The sequence below is a fragment of the Actinoallomurus rhizosphaericola genome, from assembly GCF_024055675.1.
GTDB classification, from domain to species: domain Bacteria; phylum Actinomycetota; class Actinomycetes; order Streptosporangiales; family Streptosporangiaceae; genus Actinoallomurus; species Actinoallomurus soli.
In genome coordinates this window covers 420,472-439,248 of sequence record NZ_JAMXMW010000004.1, presented here as the reverse complement: position 1 = coordinate 439,248, position 18,777 = coordinate 420,472, and the positions used below count along the sequence as shown (strand labels likewise).

12 protein-coding genes are annotated in these 18,777 nt (G+C 71.1%); 2 read left to right on the top strand and 10 right to left on the bottom strand.

All coding sequences use genetic code 11. The annotated features are described in order from the left end of the window. Positions 1 to 9: 9 nt before the first annotated feature. The 8 genes from NE234_RS13245 to eccD form a co-directional block, all read right to left on the bottom strand. On the bottom strand, positions 10 to 372 hold the full coding sequence (locus NE234_RS13245; RefSeq protein ID WP_252779255.1) for a hypothetical protein: 363 nt from the start codon (positions 370 to 372) through the stop codon (positions 10 to 12). After that, a complete protein-coding gene (locus tag NE234_RS13240; RefSeq protein ID WP_252779254.1) occupies positions 365 to 850 on the bottom strand; it encodes a YbaB/EbfC family nucleoid-associated protein in 486 nt (161 codons plus the stop codon). The genes NE234_RS13245 and NE234_RS13240 overlap by 8 nt, the downstream gene beginning before the upstream one ends. Positions 851 to 912: 62 nt before the next feature. Then, positions 913 to 4,311 (bottom strand): AAWKG family protein, encoded by a 3,399-nt coding sequence (locus NE234_RS13235; protein ID WP_252779253.1) that lies wholly within the window; start codon positions 4,309 to 4,311, stop codon positions 913 to 915. Between the two features lie 55 nt (positions 4,312 to 4,366). Next, entirely contained in the window at positions 4,367 to 4,831 is a 465-nt protein-coding gene (locus NE234_RS13230) for a type VII secretion system-associated protein (protein ID WP_252779252.1), read from the bottom strand. Between the two features lie 124 nt (positions 4,832 to 4,955). Then, positions 4,956 to 5,279 (bottom strand): WXG100 family type VII secretion target, encoded by a 324-nt coding sequence (locus tag NE234_RS13225; protein ID WP_252779251.1) that lies wholly within the window; start codon positions 5,277 to 5,279, stop codon positions 4,956 to 4,958. A gap of 49 nt (positions 5,280 to 5,328) precedes the next feature. Continuing rightward, positions 5,329 to 5,655, bottom strand: coding sequence for a hypothetical protein (locus tag NE234_RS13220; RefSeq protein WP_252779250.1), 327 nt, complete (start codon positions 5,653 to 5,655; stop codon positions 5,329 to 5,331). Positions 5,656 to 5,816: 161 nt separating this feature from the next. Continuing rightward, complete coding sequence (gene eccB / locus NE234_RS13215; RefSeq protein WP_252779249.1) at positions 5,817 to 7,421, bottom strand: type VII secretion protein EccB; 1,605 nt, start codon at positions 7,419 to 7,421, stop codon at positions 5,817 to 5,819. Between the two features lie 33 nt (positions 7,422 to 7,454). Next, entirely contained in the window at positions 7,455 to 8,852 is a 1,398-nt protein-coding gene (gene eccD, locus NE234_RS13210; RefSeq protein ID WP_252779248.1) for a type VII secretion integral membrane protein EccD, read from the bottom strand. A 342-nt stretch (positions 8,853 to 9,194) separates the two neighbouring features. Here eccD and eccCa point away from each other — a divergent pair, with 342 nt between their 5' ends. Beyond that, positions 9,195 to 13,142, top strand: coding sequence for a type VII secretion protein EccCa (gene eccCa / locus NE234_RS13205; RefSeq protein WP_252779247.1), 3,948 nt, complete (start codon positions 9,195 to 9,197; stop codon positions 13,140 to 13,142). A gap of 183 nt (positions 13,143 to 13,325) precedes the next feature. On the opposite strand, the gene NE234_RS13200 is transcribed toward eccCa, so the two are convergent. Then, entirely contained in the window at positions 13,326 to 13,937 is a 612-nt protein-coding gene (locus NE234_RS13200; RefSeq protein WP_252779246.1) for a sigma-70 family RNA polymerase sigma factor, read from the bottom strand. Positions 13,938 to 14,075: 138 nt separating this feature from the next. Continuing rightward, positions 14,076 to 15,299, bottom strand: a complete 1,224-nt coding sequence (locus NE234_RS13195; RefSeq protein WP_252779245.1) for a S8 family serine peptidase — start codon at positions 15,297 to 15,299, stop codon at positions 14,076 to 14,078. Between the two features lie 155 nt (positions 15,300 to 15,454). Between NE234_RS13195 and NE234_RS13190 the strand changes: the two genes are divergently transcribed. After that, complete coding sequence (locus tag NE234_RS13190; RefSeq protein ID WP_252779244.1) at positions 15,455 to 18,772, top strand: right-handed parallel beta-helix repeat-containing protein; 3,318 nt, start codon at positions 15,455 to 15,457, stop codon at positions 18,770 to 18,772. Positions 18,773 to 18,777 lie beyond the last annotated feature (5 nt).

Genomic DNA, 18,777 nt, shown 5'->3' with positions numbered 1-18,777 from the left:
GGTCGGCGTCTACTCCCTGCCGCCGAAGGAGCTCGGCGTCCGCCAGCCGCCCATGGACTTGGCGTCGTGCACGGCCGTGAGCGCGCGGCCCTGTTGGTTCACGACGCTCTTCTGGTTCGCCCGCAGCGCCATCGGAACGGCCAGCAGCATCCGGCTCGCCGCCTCGGTGCCCGTCGCGATCTCGTCGACGAGCCTGATCGCCGCCTCCTTGGCCGGAGCTCCGAAGGCCTTGTCGTTGCCGAGCACGTCGAAGTTGACGCCGTTGCGGAACCGCGCGGCGATGTTGAAGACGTAATTGCCGAGTTCCTCCATGGCCTCGACGGCCGCTTGGGCCTTCGCCGGGTCGGCCGTGTACTTGCCCGTTTCACCCATCGTTGCCGTCCTCCACTATCTCGTCGCGCAGTTTCGCGGACGGCCGGGCGCCACGCGCGGTGCGCCCGGACGCGCCGGTGCCCCGTCCGCGCCGTCCGGCCGCCAGGGCGGACCCGAAGATCTCCTCGAAGTCGATCTTAAAGCCGGGAAGGCCGTCAATGTCCGGTTCCGACGGAGTCAACGCGGAGAAGGTGTCGATCACCCGCCGGGCCATGGTCGCCCGGCCCTTGTTCGCGGCCTCGACGATCGAAGCGGCCAGCTGCGCCGCCTCCATCGTCCGGAACGTCTCGTCCAGGAACTTGACCCGCTGCAGCTCGCCCTGCGGGCCGACGGTCACCTCGACGGAACGGTCCTTCGACCGCGCGGTCGACGACGAACTGCTGAGGTCGGCCCGTGCCCGGGCCACCGCCGCCCTGGTCGACTCGAGACGCGCCCTCGCCTCCGCGATGCGCTGCTCCATCGACTCTTCGGTCTCCATCGTTCCTTCTCCTCCCTGTGCCGGTTCGCCGCCGGAAACGATCCGGCGGCGAACCGTCGTTCTCAGCCGATGACGGCCGGTGCGCCACCTTCGTCCGTGCCCCAGACGTCCTCTTCCTCCGGCGCCCACGACTCGCGCTCGCGATCGCCGCTCTCCGTCTGACGGCGGTCCTCGCCCCCGTACGGGTTGTAGCCGGAGCTGGTGGGAGTGAAGTTCGCCCCCGGCACCGCCTCCTCGTAGCCGCGGCTCCTGCGCGCGCGCCGGCCGAGGGCCCCGCCGTCCGTAGGGACGATGTCCTCGTCCTCGTAGACCTGGCGGACCCGCTCGCCGCTGCCGTTCTTCTCACCGCCGCCCATGCCCATGCCGCCCATGCCGCCCATGCCGCCGCCCATCATCGGCGGGTACCCGCTCTGCGCACCGGGGGGCAGGCCGCCGGTCGTGGTCCCGTCGAGGCGCGTGGCGGGCGGCAGGACTCCGCCCGACTGGCCGACCGGGAAGACGGCGGGGGTCGTGGCCTGACCACCGAGCGCCGCCGAGGGAGATCCCAGAAGGCCTCCGGAACTCGGCAGGTCGTGCAGGGCCGGCTCGTAGTAGCTCGCCGCCCCGTTGCCGAGGGAGCTCTGCAGGCGCGAAGCGTACGGAAGCGACGTGCCCTCGTGGTCGAGCGGGGTCGTGATGGTCTCGCCGTTCGGCTCGTGGGTGACCGCGCTGCCCGTCTTGGGGTTGACCGTGGTGTAGCTGCCGTCCGGGTAGTGGGTCGTGACGGTCCCGTCGGGGTTGACCGTCGTCTGACTGCCGTCCGGGTTGGTCAGCATGTGGCCGTGGGTCAGCTGCTCGTGGGTGGTCGTCCCGTTCGGATGGACCGTCGTCTCCAGGCCCGTGTGCGGGTTGATGGTCGTCGAGCTGCCGTCGCTGTAGTCGGTGGTGATGGTGCCGTCGGGGTTCAGGGTCGAGTGGCTCTGGATCTGGCCGGGCTGGAGGTGTTCCAGGCCGGTCTGTGAGTTGAGGCCCGGCGTGTCGCCATTCCCGTAGACGGTGGTGAGGCTGCCGTCGGGGTTCTGCACCACGTGGCCGGTGAGCTGCGAGGGCTGGAGCTGGGACGAGCCCGGCTGCACGAACTCCTGCTTGCCCGGGAGCGTGTAATTCTGGTTCCCCGGCTGGACGAACTCCTTGGCGATGTCCTGCTGCTGCTTCTGCTGCTGCGCGTACTGTTGCTGCTGCTGCTTCTGCTGCTCTTCGTACTGCTTCTGCTGCTGGTCGAACTGCTTCTGAGCCTGGTCCTGCTGCTGCTTCTGCAGCTCCTCCTGCTTCTTCTCCTGCTCCTGCTGCTGCTTCTGCTGCTCCGCGTACTGCTTCTTGGCCTCGTCCTGCTGCTGCTTCTGCAGCTCCTCCTGCTTGGCCTCCTGGGCCTTCTGGTCCGCCTGCTGCTGCTCGTACTGCTTCCTGGCCTCCTCCTGCTGCTGCTTCTGCAGCTCCTCCTGCTTGGCCTCCTGGGCCTTCTGATCCTGCTGCTGTTGCTGGTACTGCTTCTTGGCCTCGTCCTGCTGTTCCTTCTGCTGCTGTTGCTGCTCCTGGTACTGCTTCCTGGCCTCGTCCTGCTGCTGTTTCTGCAGCTCCTCCTGCTTCTTCTCCTGCTCGTCCTGCTTCTGCTGGTCCTCCTTCCGCATCTGGAGCTGCATCGCCATCTGCTGGTCGTACTGCTGTTTGGCCTCGTCCTGCTGCTGCTTCTGCAGCTCCTCCTGCTTGGCCTCCTGGGCCTTCTGGTCCGCCTGCTGCTGCTCGTACTGCTTCTTGGCCTCGTCCTGCTGTTCCTTCTGCTGTTGCTGCTGCTCCTCGTACTGCTTCCTGGCCTCGTCCTGCTGCTGCTGGTACTGCTTGCGCTGCTCGTCCTCGATCTCCTGCTGGTGCTTCTTGTCCTCCTCTCGCTCCTGCTCCGCCTTATCCTCCATCTCCTTCTGGTGCTTCAGGTCCTCCTCGCGCTGCTTCTTGGCCTCGTCCTCCAGCTCCTGCTGGTGCTTCTTGTCCTCCTCGCGCTGCTTATTGGCCTCGTCCTCCATCTCCTTCTGGTGCTTCAGGTCCTCATCGCGCCACTCCTCCTGCTTCTTCTCCCAGTCCTCCTCCTTCTTCTTGTTCTCCTCGTTCTCCTTGTCCTGCTTGTCCTGCTCCGCCGCAGCCTTGTCGGCCTGATAGTCCGCGGCCAGGTTGACGTTGGCGGTGGTGAGTTTGGGAATGTCGTCGGGAATATGGGTCCAGGAGTTGTTGATGGCGCGCAGCGCCTCCTGGGCGGCATTTCCCAAGTAGTCGTTGACGGAGGTCTGCCAACGACTGATCGCCTCTTCGCCGATCGCCTTCCAGGTCGTCAGGGCGTTCAGCGGCCCGAAATTCTTCCCGTCCTTCCCGGGCAACGTCGCGTCCCCGCTCCAGCCCTCCTCATCGACCTGGTTCCAGGAGTCGTACGACTCATAGCCGTAGCTCTCGTGCCAGCGAACCTTGGTGATGTTGTTCAGCCAGATCTGGTCGGTGACGTCGAACAGGATGTCGTATAGCCAGCGAAGCGGGTTCCCCAGCCGGAGCGCCCAATCGCTCCAGACCCAGTAGAGGTTCTCAATCGCCTTCTGGAAGCCCGACTTGGCGGTCATCAGGTCCGCGGCGACCTTGGAAATACCGAAAACACCGACCGAGAGGGCATCCGAGTAACTCTGATAGTTGACACCCAGCTGGTGGATGATGTCCCAGAAGACGCCGGCCGCCTGTCCCCGCCAGGCCGCGTCCTCCGATCCCAGCGCGTCCTCCCACTGCTGGATCGTGGCCCTGGAGTTGTAGAAGAACAGCGCGGCCCGGTTGAAAGCCATCGCGGCCTTGTCGAAGGACTTGAGGTCGACGGCGTCGTCGTCGAGGACGGTCACGTCGTTGAAGGAGAAGCCCTGCGTGCTGTGCGGGTCGTACATCAGCTTCTCGAGCGCGAGACCACCGCCGTAGCTGTACTGCGCGAGCGGCGCGGAGTCCCATCCCTCGAAGCCGCTCGGCATGAGGTGCGACCCCGCTCCGAACTTCCCGCCATAGGAGACACCGCCGTGCGGGATCTCGTGGTTGTAGGTGCCGAGCAGGGTGATGCGCGCCCTGCGCATGTGCACTTCCGTCCCCGTGGACAGGGTGCTGACCGCCGAGTCGTCGGTCGGGCCGTAGAAAGGGACGACGAAGTCGGTGTCGTTGATCCGCCAGCCGGAGTTCCGAGCGCGCCAGGCCATGTCATGGATGGCCTCCGCCTCCGCGTTCGTCGGCGAGGCGCCCGAGGTGTCGATCTCCACCTTCATCAGCGGGATGTCATCGTTGCCGTAAAGGGTCTTGAAGATCTCGCCGCGCTTGACGGGCGGTTTGTAGCCGGTGAGCAGCGTGACGGCGTCGTACCAATGATCATTCGCCGAAGAGGCTGGAGGCTTGTCTCCTGCGGGGTCCGCCATGTCTGCTCTCCATCAATGGCTTGGCGTCGGAAGAAGGGGAAGGGCTCAGCGCGGTTCAGGTGGACTGGGTGCCGCCGGCCGAATTGAAGTCATTGGGCACCGTGCCCAGGGCATCCAGGAAGGCCTTACCGTCGATCTTGTCCAGCGAGCCGTGCTGGGCGTCCATCAGCTTCTTGATCGTGGTGTTGAGGTACGTGTGCAGATCGGTGAAGAGCTTGATCTGCTGCGCGTAGATGTCGGAGATGGACTGCGCCGACGTGGTGATCTTGTCGACGAGGGCCTTGCCGCTGGTCGCCGAGTCCTTGGCCAGGGCACCGATCGCCAGTGGCGCGTGCAGCCGGTAGAAATCGTTGTCCGCGGTGCTCTCGCCCTTCCCCAGGAGGAAGTCGATCGGCGGCGTGCCCTGGGTGTCGGTCTTGTGCGCGATCTTGTCGAGGGAGTCGCTGAAGTTCGTGATGTCGTTGTCGACGAACTTCTGCAGCGAGTCCTTGTCCAGCGCCAGCTTCTTCTGATCTGCCATGGCTCCGCTGTTCCGAGGTCTGTCGGTTCCACTGCCGGCCGGTCCGGTTCGCGGCCGGGGATGTCGGCGTTCGCCTGCCGGCCGCCTCCGGCCGCCCGCGTGGCGGGCGGCCGGAGGCGGGCGGTCAACCGCCGATGCGCACCTCGGACCACATCTGGCTGAGGCTGTTCTCGTTGTACTTGTAGCTGCCGGAGATCTCGTCGAGCAGCTGCGAGTGGCTGGTGAGGATCTGCTCCATGGTCTTGATCGCGTTGTCCCAGGCCTGCTGTTTCTGGGTGTAGACCTGGGCGTCCTCACCGATCCACTGCTTCTTCAGTTCGGTGAGCTCCTGCTCCATGCTGGAGATCGTCTTCGCGATGGCCTGGGTCTGGGAGACCAGGTCGTCGGCGGCGTTGTTCATGTGGTTGTAGTCGACGTAGATGTAACCGTCGGTGAAGTCTTCGCTCATCGATGTCCTCTTTCGCGTTAGATGGGAAACCGCCGGGGTCGCTCTGGGGTCAGCCGTGCAGGGTGTCGAAGACGGCCCGGGCCTCCTGGAAGCCCTGGTTGATCGACTCGTTGCTGGAGCCCTGCTGCTGGTGCTGCTTGGTGAGGGTCTGGTTCAGCTTGTCGACCATTTCCTCGAGGTTCCTCAGGATGACGTCCGCCTGGTCCTCCCAGGAGCTGATGAGGTCCTGGAACGCCCCGCCGTCCGAGCCCTTGTAACCGGCGGCCAGGTTGAAGCGGGTGTTCTGCACGTCCTGCCGGATCTTGAAGATTCCGCTGTACGCCATCTCCAGGGCCTGAATGCCGTTCTTGGTCGCCCTGACCTCTGACTGCTGCATGCCTGCCATGCCGCGCCTGCCTCTCTGGTTCGGTGCTCACGGGAAACCGAGAGCGAGATCGTGCGTCGAGGTTCGCTCGGTCAGCACCGCCATCGGCGCGCGCCGCCGCCAACCGGTTCGCGTCTCCTTCCGTACTCCGTGGTAGTAACCCCGACTTGCCGTCACCTTGTCGTCGCCTTGCCCGGACCGGTCTTCGCCGCCTTGCCCGCCGAGCCGTTCCCCGGCGCGTTGCCCGCCCCCGTGGTCGCCGCCTTGTCCGCCTGACCGGGTGTCGCCGCCTTGCCCGATCCCGTCGTCCCGGCCTTGCCCGGACCCGCCGTCGCCTCGCCCGGAGCGGCGCAGGGCGGGGCGGTGCTCGAGGAGACGCCCGCCTGCGCGGCGGCCGCGCTGAGATCCGGTCCGGTGGGCAGCATGTTCAGCAGCGGCGACGGCAGGGCCACCGCCTGGTCGCTGGAGTATCCGAGCGCCGCCAGGTCGGAGGGGGAGGCCACCCGGTACTTGGTGGCGGTGTCGGTCACGAGGTAGGTCGTGCCGCCGACCGTGCCGCCCGCCGCGGGGAGGACCCGCACCACCGCGCCGCCGCCGGGCCGCACGGTGATCCGGTCGACGGGCGTGCACGCGGACGTGGTCGCCGCCTGGGCGGGGGTGCCGAGCGAGGCCGGGTCCTGCAGCGCGACGCTGACCCGGGGGCCCACGGCGGTCGGCTGGATCCGGGCGCAGGCGCTCTGGTCCGGCTGAAGGTCCACCAGGTGCGGCGGCGTCTCGGGCAGCGCGCCCGCGGCGGTCGTGTCCGGCGCCATCCGTCCGTTCATGGCGTCGGGGGCGAGGCCGGTCGCGTCGGGCGTCCTGCCGCCGTACGCCTTGGCGCGTACGGTGGGATCGGCCAGGATCAGGGCGGCGACGGTCGTGGTGACCTCCGTCAGGCCGTTCTGGCGCAGCTGGTAGTACCGCGGCTTCGACCCGAGCACCCCGATCTTGAAGACCTGCCCGATGCGGGTCGCGTGCCCGTCCAGCGACGGCCCCGCGCCGCCCATGCCGGGCACGACCGGGGCGGCCAGGTCCGGTCCGGCGGGGAGCGCGTCGACGAACGCGGCCGACACCGGGGTCGGGGTCCGGCCCCCGTAGCCGAGGGCCGTCGCCGCTCCGCCCTTCGGGTCGAGCCGCAGCCGGCTGCCCTGCCACACCAGGTAGACGTGCGCGTCGGGCGCGGTGACCAGCAGTCCCTGACCGGCCGTCAGCGCGCCGTCGCCGGCGTCCCCCACTCCGATGGCGAGGGTCGTGACCGGCGCCGTGGAGCCCACCCCGGTGCCGGAGCAGACCGCCCACGCCCCCTCGGCCAGGGCGCCGGTCGACGGCAGCGCGTCGGGCGCGCCGATGATGCCCACCGGCTGGCCGTGCGGCGTCCCGTCCAGCGACTTGGTCCGGACGTGGTGCGCGATCAGCTTGGAACCGCCGATCAGCCGCGCCGACGCGTAGTTCTGGACCGGGCGCAGCCGCCCGTCCACGTAGAGATAGGACGCGCCGGTCTCCTGGTCGATGATCAGGCTTTCGGCGTTCTGCCAGGAGGCCGACCGGCCGGGCGAGATCAGGCCCCAGACGAACGCCCCGCCGCACAGCAGCACGGCGATCACGATGCCGATGATCACCCCCCGGTTCGTACGGCCCTGGGGGCTCTCCGGCGCGTCGGGATCCGCCCGGAGCATCCCCGACGTGATGCGGCCCATGACGAACATGTGGGCGTGGACCTGGTCGCGGCGGGACTGCATCGTCGCCTCTTCCGTCGTGCTCTCGTGTCCTGGTCAGCCGATGGCGCGCAGCTCGCCGTACACGCCGAGGACCCACAGGGTCAGCGGCAGCATGGCGATCGCGACCAGGCTCTGCAGGAGTTCGGCGCCGCGGCCCCAGTACGGCACCATCCGGCGGCCGGGCACCGTCCACCCGGCGATCAGGAGGCTCGCGGTGACCGCCATCAGCGCCACCGCGATGATCACCCGGCCGGTCGGTCCGTTCCTGGCGACCTCGACGGCGACGATCGTGGCCGCTCCCCACACTCCCGGCAGGGCCAGGAATAGGCGCTGCCAGACGTTGCCGAGGCCGCGGCTGTGCAACACCAGCAGCAGGGACAGCGCGGACGCGAATATGAGCTGCGCCAGGTCCTGGTGATGGGCCACCGCGGTCAGGCAGGCGGTGCAGGCCAGCCCGACCGTGCCGTACAGCCCCGTCATCCAGCCGTCCGCCAGGACCGCGCGGGCGGCCACGGCCTTCGGCGAGCGGGGCTCGATGCCGTCCTGGAGCTGCTCGGGGGTGGTCGGCAGCGGCGGCATGCGCAACCCGGACAGCCGGAACGACATGGCCGGCACGAACGCGCCGAACACGACCGCGAGCAGGGCGACCACCGCGGCCGCCTCCTCCGGTGGGAGGCCCGCGACCATCATGAGGGCCCCCGCGAGGGCGCCGCCGAAGGCCAGCACGGTCGCGCCGACGAACAACGACGTGTACGCCGCCACCAGCGCCAGCGCGAGCACGGCTCCGCCCGCCTCGGCCGCGGACGCGGCGAGCAGCCGGGCGCCCATCACCTCGAAGCCGTCCGGTCCGGACAGCCTGCCTCCGGGCAGCAGCCACCCGGCCAGGATGAGGTACGGGCCGGCCATGACGCCCAGGAGCGCGGCCGTCGCGGCGTCGCCCACCGCGCGGCTCGCCGCCGCCGCCCCGGCGAGCAGCAGGAGCGCGCCCGCGCCGGCGGCCACGATCCGCTGCTCGGTCGGTCCGCTCGGCAGCGCGAGCACCGCCAGGACGGCGATCATCACGAACACCGCCAGACCGCGCAGCAGCCGCCGGCTCGCCTGCGGGCTCCACCCGTACTTGCTGTCCTTCATCGTGGCGGAGATGCCGTCCACCAGGTCGTCCAGCCGCACCTCGGGCAGCGCCTCGGTGCGGGGCCGCAGGTAGAGGGTGTCGCCGTCGTGCAGGTCGAGGGACTCCAGGGTGGCGTCCTCGTCGAGGGGCGGTCCACCCAGGCGCTGCAGCACCCAGCCCTCGTGTTCGATCCCGCTCTCGCCGAGATCGTCCCCGCCGTAACCGAGCACGGCGGGGAGCAGGTCCGCGACCGGGACATCGGCCGGTACGGCCAGGTCGATGGTCTTGGCGGGGGCGCGTACCGTCAGTCGGCACAGGTCCGCCGCCGAGCTCTTGCTCATGGGGCTCACTCGTTCTTTCCACGGACGCCCGTCGCCTTCGCCGAGCGGCGGCCGGGCGCGTGAATGGGTTGTTACTCCACGTCGGTCCGTCTGGGCAGTGCTCTCCACTCGGGCATACGCAGAAGATCGCCCCCTGGTTCACCCGAATATCCGATTTCCCGTACGAACGTGGCGCACGTCCCCGATTCGGGACGCAGAGGGCATCCCACCTGTACGATTCGCGGTGACGCAACCGGCCCGCTCCGCGAGGTCCTCTCCGCGGCTCTCCACTCCGCCGAGCGCGCCCGGCGACTCCCGTCCGCCGGCGCGGCGCTTCGTCGTACCACGCCAGGAGGCCGTTCGTTGAGTTTCGTGCTGTTCCGCAGGCCGATGCGCCGGCGTCCGCCCGAGATGCCCGAAGGGGAGCTCACCCTTCAGGAACCGCCCACGATGCCCGAGACCGTGCCCGACAACTCCGCCGTATGGACCTACCTGCCCATGGCGCTGATGTCGGTGGCCATGGTGATGATGTACATGACGCGCGGCAGCGGCGCCAGAAACAGCTTCCTGCCGCTCGCCCTCGGCCTGATGGTCCTCGCCGCCGGAGGCATGATGGTCGGGCAGAGCATGCGCAAGAGCGGTGAGCGCAAGCAGAAGCTCAAGGGCGCCCGCCGGGACTACCTGCGCTACCTCTCCCAGACCCGGCGCAAGGTGCGCACGGCCGTCCACGACCAGCAGCGCGCCCTGGCCTGGCGGCATCCGGCGCCGCAGACGCTGTGGTCCATGGTCGGCACGACCCGGATGTGGGAGCGCCGGCCCTCGGACCCCGACTTCGCCGAGACGCGGCTGGCGGTCGGCGACCAGAAGCTGGGCCTGCGCCTGTCGCCGACGACCACCAAACCGGTCCAGGACCTCGAACCGCTCACCGCGCACGCGCTCCGCGGCTTCATCCGGGCCTACTCCACCGTGCCCGACCAGCCCACCGCCGTCTACCTGCAGTCCTGGGCCCGCGTGCTGTTCCGGGGGGACGAGGCGCAGATCCGCGGAGCCGTCCGCGCCATGGTCGCCCAGCTCGCCGTCTTCCACTCGCCGGACGACCTGTGGATCGCGCTCTGCGTCGCCCCGGAACGCCTGGCGGAGTGGGAGTGGGTCAAGTGGCTGCCGCACAACCTGAACCCCCACGACAGCGACGCCGCCGGCCAGATTCGCATGATCGCCTCGGACTTCCCCGAGCTGGAGGGCATGCTCGGCGCGGAGTTCTGGGAGCGGCCGACGTACGACCCGGAGGCCATGCCCGGCCGGGAGGAGCCCTACGCGGTGCTCATCGTGGACGGGGGCACCATCCCCGCCGGGCACGCGCTGGACGGTCCCGGCATGCGCAACGTCGTCGTGCTCGACCTGTCCGGCGCGCTGACGTGGCGGCCCGGCCGCACCACCCTCCGCCTCGACGTGGGCGACGGCGAGATCCGGCTCGTCCGCACCGACCGGGAGCGCAAGGAGCAGCTGACCCTGCTCGGCCGGCCTGACGCCCTGGGCGTGCCGACCGCGACCGCGCTCGCCCGGCGGGTCGCGCCGTACCGGCTCGGCGTCGGGTCCGAGCGGACCGAGCCGCTGTCGGCCACCACGGACCTGGCCACCCTCCTGGGCATCCCCGACCTGTACCGGCACGACCCCCACACCCTCTGGCGCAAGCGCACCGCTGCGGAACGCCTGAAGGTGCCGATCGCGGTCGGCGCCGACGGCAAGCCGGTGGAGCTGGACATCAAGGAGTCCGCCCAGGGCGGCACCGGCCCGCACGGCATGCTGATCGGCGCCACCGGCTCGGGCAAGAGCGAGCTGCTGCGCACCCTCGTGCTCGCGATGGCGCTGACCAACTCCTCCGAGACGCTCAACTTCGTCCTGGTGGACTTCAAGGGCGGCGCGACCTTCCTCGGCCTGGACGAGCTGCCGCACGTCTCCGCGGTCATCACGAACCTGGCCGACGAGGCCGCCCTCGTCGCCCGCATGCGGGACGCGCTGCACGGCGAGCTCATGCGCCGCCAGGAGCTGCTGCGCGCCGCGGGCAACTACGTCTCCGCGCTTGAGTACGAGAAGGCCCGGGCGGCCGGAGCCCCGCTGGAGCCGCTGCCCAGCCTCTTCGTCGTCGTCGACGAGTTCAGCGAGCTGCTCGCCGCGCACCGCGACTTCATGGAGCTGTTCGTCATGATCGGCCGTTTGGGCCGAAGCCTGGGCGTGCATCTGCTGCTCGCCTCCCAGCGGCTCGACGAGGGCCGCATGCACCAGCTCGAGAGCCACCTGTCCTACCGCATCGGCCTGCGGACGTTCTCGGCCATGGAGAGCCGCGGCGTGCTGGGCGTGCCCGACGCCCACCAACTGCCGCCCCAGCCCGGCGCCGGTTTCCTCAAGACGGGCGTCGAGGCGCTCACCCGGTTCCGCGCGGCGTACTCCTCCGGTCCCTACCGGGGGCGCGGCAAGGCCGACCAGGCGCGGGTGGCGAGCCAGGTGGTCCCCTGGTCCGCCTCCCGCATCGCCCCGATCCAGCCCGTCCCGGCGCAGGAGACCCCGGAGGAGCCCGAGGAGACCGCCGAGACCCTGCTGTCGGTGGCCGTCGACCGGTTGCGCGACGCCGGGCCGCCGGCCCACCAGGTGTGGCTGCCGCCGCTCGACCTGCCGCCCACCCTCGACCAGATCCTCCCGCCGCTCGCGCCCGACGACGTGTTCGGCCTGACGACGGTCGACTGGGAGCGGCGTGGCGGGCTCACCGTGCCGCTGGGCATCGTCGACCGGCCCTTCGAGCAGATCCGCGACCTGCTGGTCGTCGACCTGTCCGGGGCCGGCGGGCACGTCGCCATCGCCGGCGGCCCGCAGAGCGGCAAGAGCACGCTCGTCCGCACCCTGATCACCGCCCTCGCGCTCACGCACACCCCGCGCGAGGTGCAGTTCTACTGCCTCGACTTCGGCGGCGGCACGCTCGCCGGTCTCACCGGCCTGCCGCACGTCGCCGGAGTCGCCAGCCGCCTGGACCACGAGCGCGTCGGCCGTACCATCGCGGAGGTCACCGCGCTGCTCGCCGACCGCGAGCAGTTCTTCCTCTTCAACGGCATCGACTCCATGGCGACCTACCGGCGCCGCCGGGCGGCCGGGGAGTTCGCCGACCAGCCGCACGGGGACGTGTTCCTCGTCGTGGACGGCTGGTCGACGGTGCGCCAGGACTTCGACCGGTACATCCAGACGTTCACCGCGATCGCGGCGCGCGGCCTCAGCTTCGGCATCCACCTGATCGTCACCACCGCGCGGTGGGTGGAGCTCACGGCGGCCGTGCGCGACCAGGCCGCCACCCACCTGGAGCTGCGGATGGGCGACCCGATGGACTCGGAGGTCGACACCCGCCGCGCGGCGAGCGTGCCGCGCGTCCCCGGGCGCGGCATGACCCGCGACACCAAGCTGCACTACCTCACGGCGCTGCCGCGCATCGACTCGGTGGAGAGCGCCGACGACCTCGCCGACGGCGTCGCGGGCCTGGTCGCCGCGGTGCGCGAGAGCTGGGCGGGCCCCGCCGCGCCTCCGGTGCGGATGCTGCCGGCCCAGCTCAGCGTCCGGGAACTGCCGGCGCCCGAGGGCGACTTCCGGGTGCCGATCGGCCTGGAGGAGGAACGGCTCTCCCCCGTGGTGCACGACTTCGCCGAGACCCCGCACATGGTGGTCGTCGGCGACACCGAGAGCGGCAAGACGAACCTGCTGCGCCTGGTCGCCCGCGCCGTGACCGAGCGGTACACGCCCGCGGAGGCGCGCATCATGGTGGTCGACTACCGTCGTGAGCTGGTCGAGGCGGTCCCCGAGGAGTACCGCCTCGGGCACGCGGTCAGCATCGACGCGCTGCGCGAGCTGGTCATGGGGGCGGGCCAGGCGATCAAGGGCCGCCTGCCGGGGCCGGACATCACCCCGGCCCGGATGAAGCTGGCCGACTGGTGGAGCGGCCCCCGGCTGTTCATCCTGGTCGACGACTACGACATGGTCGGGGCCGGCCCGATGCAGCATCCGTTCGACCCGATCATCGACCACCTCGCCCTCGGCTGGGAGGTCGGGCTGCACGTGGTCGTCGCCCGCGCCGCCGCGGGCGCCGGCCGCGGGATGGGCGAGATGATGATGCGCCGGCTGCAGGAGGTCAACACGCCGTCCCTGCTCATGTCCTGCCCGCCGGACGAGGGATACCTGTTCGGCAACGTCAAGGGCCGCATCCTGCCGCCCGGCCGGGCGATCCGGATCGCCCGGCGCAAGGCCGTGCAGGTCCAGACCGCCATGCTCGACTGAGGGGCGCGGAAGAGAGAACGGTGCCGCTGGGGTCCCGCGGAAGAACTCGGGTCCCGCGGAAGAAGGAGCGGCGCCGCTCGGCCCGGCACCGGCCATCGCGGAGGCCTGGGTGCCGGTGGTCCCCCCGGGGGGCGGGGACCCGGGCGGCGCCGCTCAGTTCGTGTGACGGCGCGGGCTCGCCGCTCAGTCCATGACGGCGCGGGCGCGCAGGGACGCCCGCAGCGCGCGCATGGCGTAGTGGGCGCGGGACTTGACCGTCCCCGGCGCGAGGCCGAGCGCGGTCGCCGTCTGCTCCACGCTGTAGCCGAGGTAGTACGTGTAGATGAGGACCTCGCGCTGCTGCTCGGTGAGCTCGGTCATGGACTCGAGCACCGCCCGCAGCGTGACGACCCGCTCGGCCGGGTCCGGCACGGCCCGTTCCTCGGGCTGGTCGTCGCCGACCTCGTTCGGCCTCGCCTGCCGGGCGCGGTAGTGGTCGATCACGAGCCGGTGCGCGACGGTGAACAGCCAGGTGCGGATCCGGTCCGTCGTCGGGTCGAGGATCCCGCGGTGCTGCCAGGCCCGTACGGCGGTCTCCTGGACGATGTCCTCGGCCCGGTGCCGGTCGCCATCGCACAGCCGGAGGGTGAAGTTGAGCAGGACGGTGCCGTGCCGCTCGTACAGCGTGCGCGAGAAGGCGTCGTCGTGCGACGGCTCGGGCTGCGGAGCCGGACCGCGCGGAACGTCATGCCGTCGCGGTATGACGAATTTCCGGACCATCCTCGGTGGCCGGTCCAGCACTCGGCTGTGCGTCATTAGGGCGACCTCATTCTCACGATTCGTCATTCCGGAGACGGCCACGGCTTGACCTCGGCCATTGATGAAGCCTCAACGATCAAGCCGTGGTCTTGGCGAGTCCTTGCCGCCGACTTGCCGACATTGACACCGGCGGAGTCAGACCGGATCACTACCGGCCGGCCGCCAGCCACGGGCCCGGCCGAGCGGGACGATCACCGCCGCGCACGCGACGATGGCCACGATCCCGCCCCCGACCGAGGCGACGACCAGCGCGCGGGTACGCGCGGCGTGCGAGGTCCGGCCCGGCATCCGCAGGGGAGCGGCGGAGGCCGGCCGAGCGGTCGCCGGGGACGACACCGCGGCCACGGCGGCGTACGGGTCGAGGACGGGCTTCGCCGCGGGGTAGGCGGAGGTGACCAGACGGTTCGCGACCTCGGCCGCCGTCAGCCGGGGCTGGTAAGCGCGCACGAGGGCGGCCGTACCCGCGACGAACGCCGCGGCCAGCGAGGAGCCGGAGCCGATGTAGTTCCCGGCGCCCTTGGGGCCGACGCCCACGACGGCGTCGCCGGGCGCGGCCAGGTCGGCGGCGAAGACGTTCGGCGCGTTCTGCGGGCGTGAGCCGTCCTGCCCGTAGTCCTCGACCGCGACCACCTGCGGGATGAAGGCGGGGAAGTAGGGGCGCGCGGGCGGCGCCGAGGGCACGCCTCCGGCGGTGGTGGCCACGGCGTCCGGCGCCGCGGGCGCGACCACGACGGCGTCCTTGCGGGTGGCGTAGAGGACCGCGTCCGTCAGCTCCGGCCGGCCCGTCGTCAGGGCGGCACCGACGTAGACGACGCGGGCCCCGCGGTCGACGGCGGTGCGGATGCCCGCCGCCACCGCTCCGGGTGAGGGGGTGCCGCTCCCGCTGGTGCCGCGCACGGCGAGGATCCGCGCCTGCGGCGCGATCCCGCCGCCGGTCGCGTCCTCGCCACGGCCCGCGATCAGACCGGCCACGAAGGAGCCGTGCCCGACGCAGTCCCTCCCGGCGTCCGCGACCGCGGTGACCCGGCCGGCCAGCGCGGGGACGTTCACGCCCACGCCGGTGTCGACGACACCGACGGTGACCCCGGCGCCCTGGCTGAGCTCACGGACCCGGTCCAGGCCGAGCGCGCCCGCGGTCCACGGCCGGGCGTGGGCGGCGGTGGGGGACGCCCCGGTGCACGGCCGGCCGGGCGCGAGCGCCGACGGTATGGCGGGCAGGCTGACGGGGCCGGGTGCGGCGCCGGGGGGCCGTTCGTACGCCGTGGCCGCCGCGGCTCCGGGAAGGGCGGAGACGGAGAGCGAGGCCATGGCGGCGGCCACCGACGCCACGGCGCACAGGCGCCGGGGGACACGTCGCATGCGCTCAGCATAGAGTTGCGATCTTGTCGTTCTCTTGTCGTCCACGAAAAGTGTCACCGCTGGTCAGGGCCCTTACCGGCAAGGGTGTCAAGCGGTCCGCGCGAACGGCATGATGGTTGTCTCGTCGGCATTCGACCGACTTAGGAGGGTTCAGCGTGTCTCGGCAGTTGCTCACGGTCTCCCCGGAAGAGCCGGGTGCTTTCCGGACAATCGAGGAGGCGCTGGCGGCGGCACGTACCGGATCGGTGATCCGTATCAGGCCCGGCCGGTACCCCGAGAGCCTCTTCATCCGGACCCGCGTCACGATCGTGGCCGACGGGGACCGCGGCAGCGTGGAGATCTGCCCGCGCAGCGGCACCGCGGTGATGCTCGTGGCGGACGCCGTGATGCTCACGGACCTCACGCTGCGCGGTGGCGGCGACGACGTGCCGGTGGTGGACGCGGCGCGCGGGCAGGTCGCCATGGAGGGCTGCACCGTGGCCGGTTCCGGCTGGACGGCGGTGCTGTCCCGCAACTCCGGCTCGCTCGCGATGCGCGGCTGCCGGATCACCAACCCCGTGGGCGCGGGCGTCGTCGACACCTCGGAGACGGCCAGCGTCATCGAGGACTGCCTCATCGAGAACCTCGGCACCTCCGCCGTCGTGCTGGGCGAGAAGTCCCGGTCCACGATCCGGAATTGCCGGCTGCGGGACGCCCGCGGCAACGGCCTGCTGGCCAACGGCGAGGCCCAGGGCACGATCGAGGACTGCGAGATCTCCACCACCTCCAAGCCGGCCATCGCCCTCGAGGGCGACAGCGCCACCCGGGTCGCGCGGACCAGCGTCCGCGACTGCGCGACCGGCGTGTACGTGACCAGCGGGTCGCGTCCGACGCTGGAAGAGGTCTCGGTCAGCGACATCACCGCCGGTCCGGGCATCGTGCTGGCCGATGGCGCGGATCCGCTGCTGCGGCGCTGCCGCACGGCCCGTACCAAGGGCAGCGGCCTGTCCGTCACCGAGCGCTCCCGCGGCACCTTCGAGAACTGCGAGTTCGCCGGATCGACGGCGCCCGGCATCCACGTGGCGGGGTCCAGTTCGCCGACGCTGAACGCCGCGACGGTGCGCGACTGCGCCGACGCGTCCGCGTCCGTGCTGCTGGCGGAGGACTCCGTCCCGGAGTTCGACCGGCTGGAGGTCGTGGACGCCGCCGGCACCGCCGTCGCCATCCGGTCCGGCGCCAACCCGCTCGTACGGAACGCCACGATCAGCGCGCCCGGCGGGACCGGGGTGGAGGTCACCGAGGACGGGCGCGGGCGGCTGGAGCACTGCGTCGTCGAACGGTCCGGCGGCGCCGCGGTGCGCATCGCGAGCGGCGCGAACGTCACCTTCCGCGACTGCGAGTTCCGCTCCCCCGGCGACGCCGGGGTCTCCGTCGACTTCGGGGGGATGGGCACGCTCCAGGACTGCGCGGTCTCCGAGAGCGATGCCTCCGGCGTCGTCGTCCGCGAGGGCGGCGATCTCACCCTGACGCGGGCGCGGATCAGCGGCTCCGGCGCCCACGGCGTGCTCCTGTCGGCCGGCGCGCGGGCCACGCTCGCCTCCTGCGAGCTGACCGGGAGCGTCGGCGACGGCGTCCGGGTGGACACCGCGGAGGCCGTCTCCGTCACCGGCTGCGCCGTGCGCGACAACCGCGGCGCCGGCCTGCGGCAGTCCCGGCCCGGACGGCTGACCGTGCGGGACCTGGACAGCTCGGGCAACGGCGTTCCCGACTCCTGGGGCGAGGAGGCCGGCGGGGAGACCGCCGGCGCGCCGGCGGAGGGCAGGGACACCCGCACTCCCGCGGCCGGCGGGCCGCTGGAGGAGCTGGAGTCCCTCATCGGCCTGGAGGGCGTCAAGCGCCAGGTGCGCGCGCTCGTCAACCTGAACCAGCTGTCGCAGCGCAGGGCCCGGCTCGGCATGCCGGTCCCCCCGATGAGCCGGCACCTGATCTTCGCGGGCCCGCCGGGCACCGGCAAGACCACGGTCGCGCGGCTGTACGGCGGGATCCTGGCCGACCTCGGCCTGCTGCCCTCCGGGCACCTCGTGGAGGTCTCCCGCGCCGACCTGGTCGCCCAGTACGTCGGCGCGACGGCCATCAAGACGACGGAGGCGTTCAACGAGGCGCTCGGCGGCGTGCTGTTCATCGACGAGGCGTACACCCTGGTCACCGAGGGCAGGGGCGGCTCGCACGACTTCGGCCGCGAGGCCATCGACACCCTCGTGAAGCTGATGGAGGACCACCGCGACGAGGTCGTCGTGGTGGCGGCCGGCTACACCGCCGAGATGCAGTCGTTCCTGTCCGCCAACCCGGGTATGGCCTCGCGGTTCAGCCGGACCATCGAGTTCACCAACTACTCGGTCGACGAGCTCGTCACGATCACCGAGAAGCTCTGCGAGAGCCACCGCTACGAGCTGCATCCGACCACTCGTCAGGCGCTCGCCACGCACTACGAGCGGATGCCGCGGGACGCCACCTTCGGCAACGGCCGTACCGCCCGCCTGGTCTTCGAGGAGATGATCGAGCGGCAGGCGTTCCGGCTCGCGTCCATGGCCGACCCGGCCGAAAGCGACCTCACCCTGTTGATGCCGGAGGACGTCAGCGACGCCGCGGTCGAGGACGGCGCGGCGGGCGCGGAGCGCGAGACGCTGCTGGCGCGGCTGCAGGACATGGTCGGCCTGAGCGGTGTGAAGCGCGAGGTGAAGGACATCGTCGACCTCCTCGCGACGGCCAAGCAGCGGGAGGCCGCCGGGCTGCCCGTGCCCCGGCTCAGCCGGCACCTCGTCTTCACCGGCTCGCCCGGCACCGGCAAGACCACCGTGGCCCGGCTCTACGCCGAACTGCTGCACAGCCTCGGCGTCCTGCCGCGCGGCCAGCTCATCGAGGTGGCGCGCGCCGACCTCGTCGGCCGCTACGTCGGCCACACCGCGCAGCTCACGAAGGAGGTCTTCCAGCGTGCGCTGGGCGGTGTGATGTTCATCGACGAGGCGTACACCCTCACTCCCGAGGGAGCGTCCAACGACTTCGGCCGTGAGGCGGTGGAGACCCTGCTCAAGCTCATGGAGGACCACCGTGACGAGGTCGTCGTCATCGTCGCCGGCTACACCGAGGAGATGCAGCGCTTCCTGAGTTCCAACCCCGGTCTCGCCTCCCGGTTCTCACGGCAGGTGGAGTTCGAGGACTACAGCACCGACGAGCTCGTCGAGATCATGCGGAACCAGGCCGCGGCGGGAGGTTACGAGTGCGCTCCGGAGACGCTCTCGGCGCTGCGTGGACACCTCGACGCCCTGCCGCGGGACCGGACCTTCGGCAACGCGCGGCTCGTGCGGCAGCTCCTGGAGACGATGATCACCCACCAGGCGCGGCGGCTCGGCGGGATGCGGTCGCCCGGCGTGGCGGACCTGCGCCTCCTGCTGCCCGAGGACCTGCCATCCGCGAACACCCCCAGCGCACGCTGACCCGG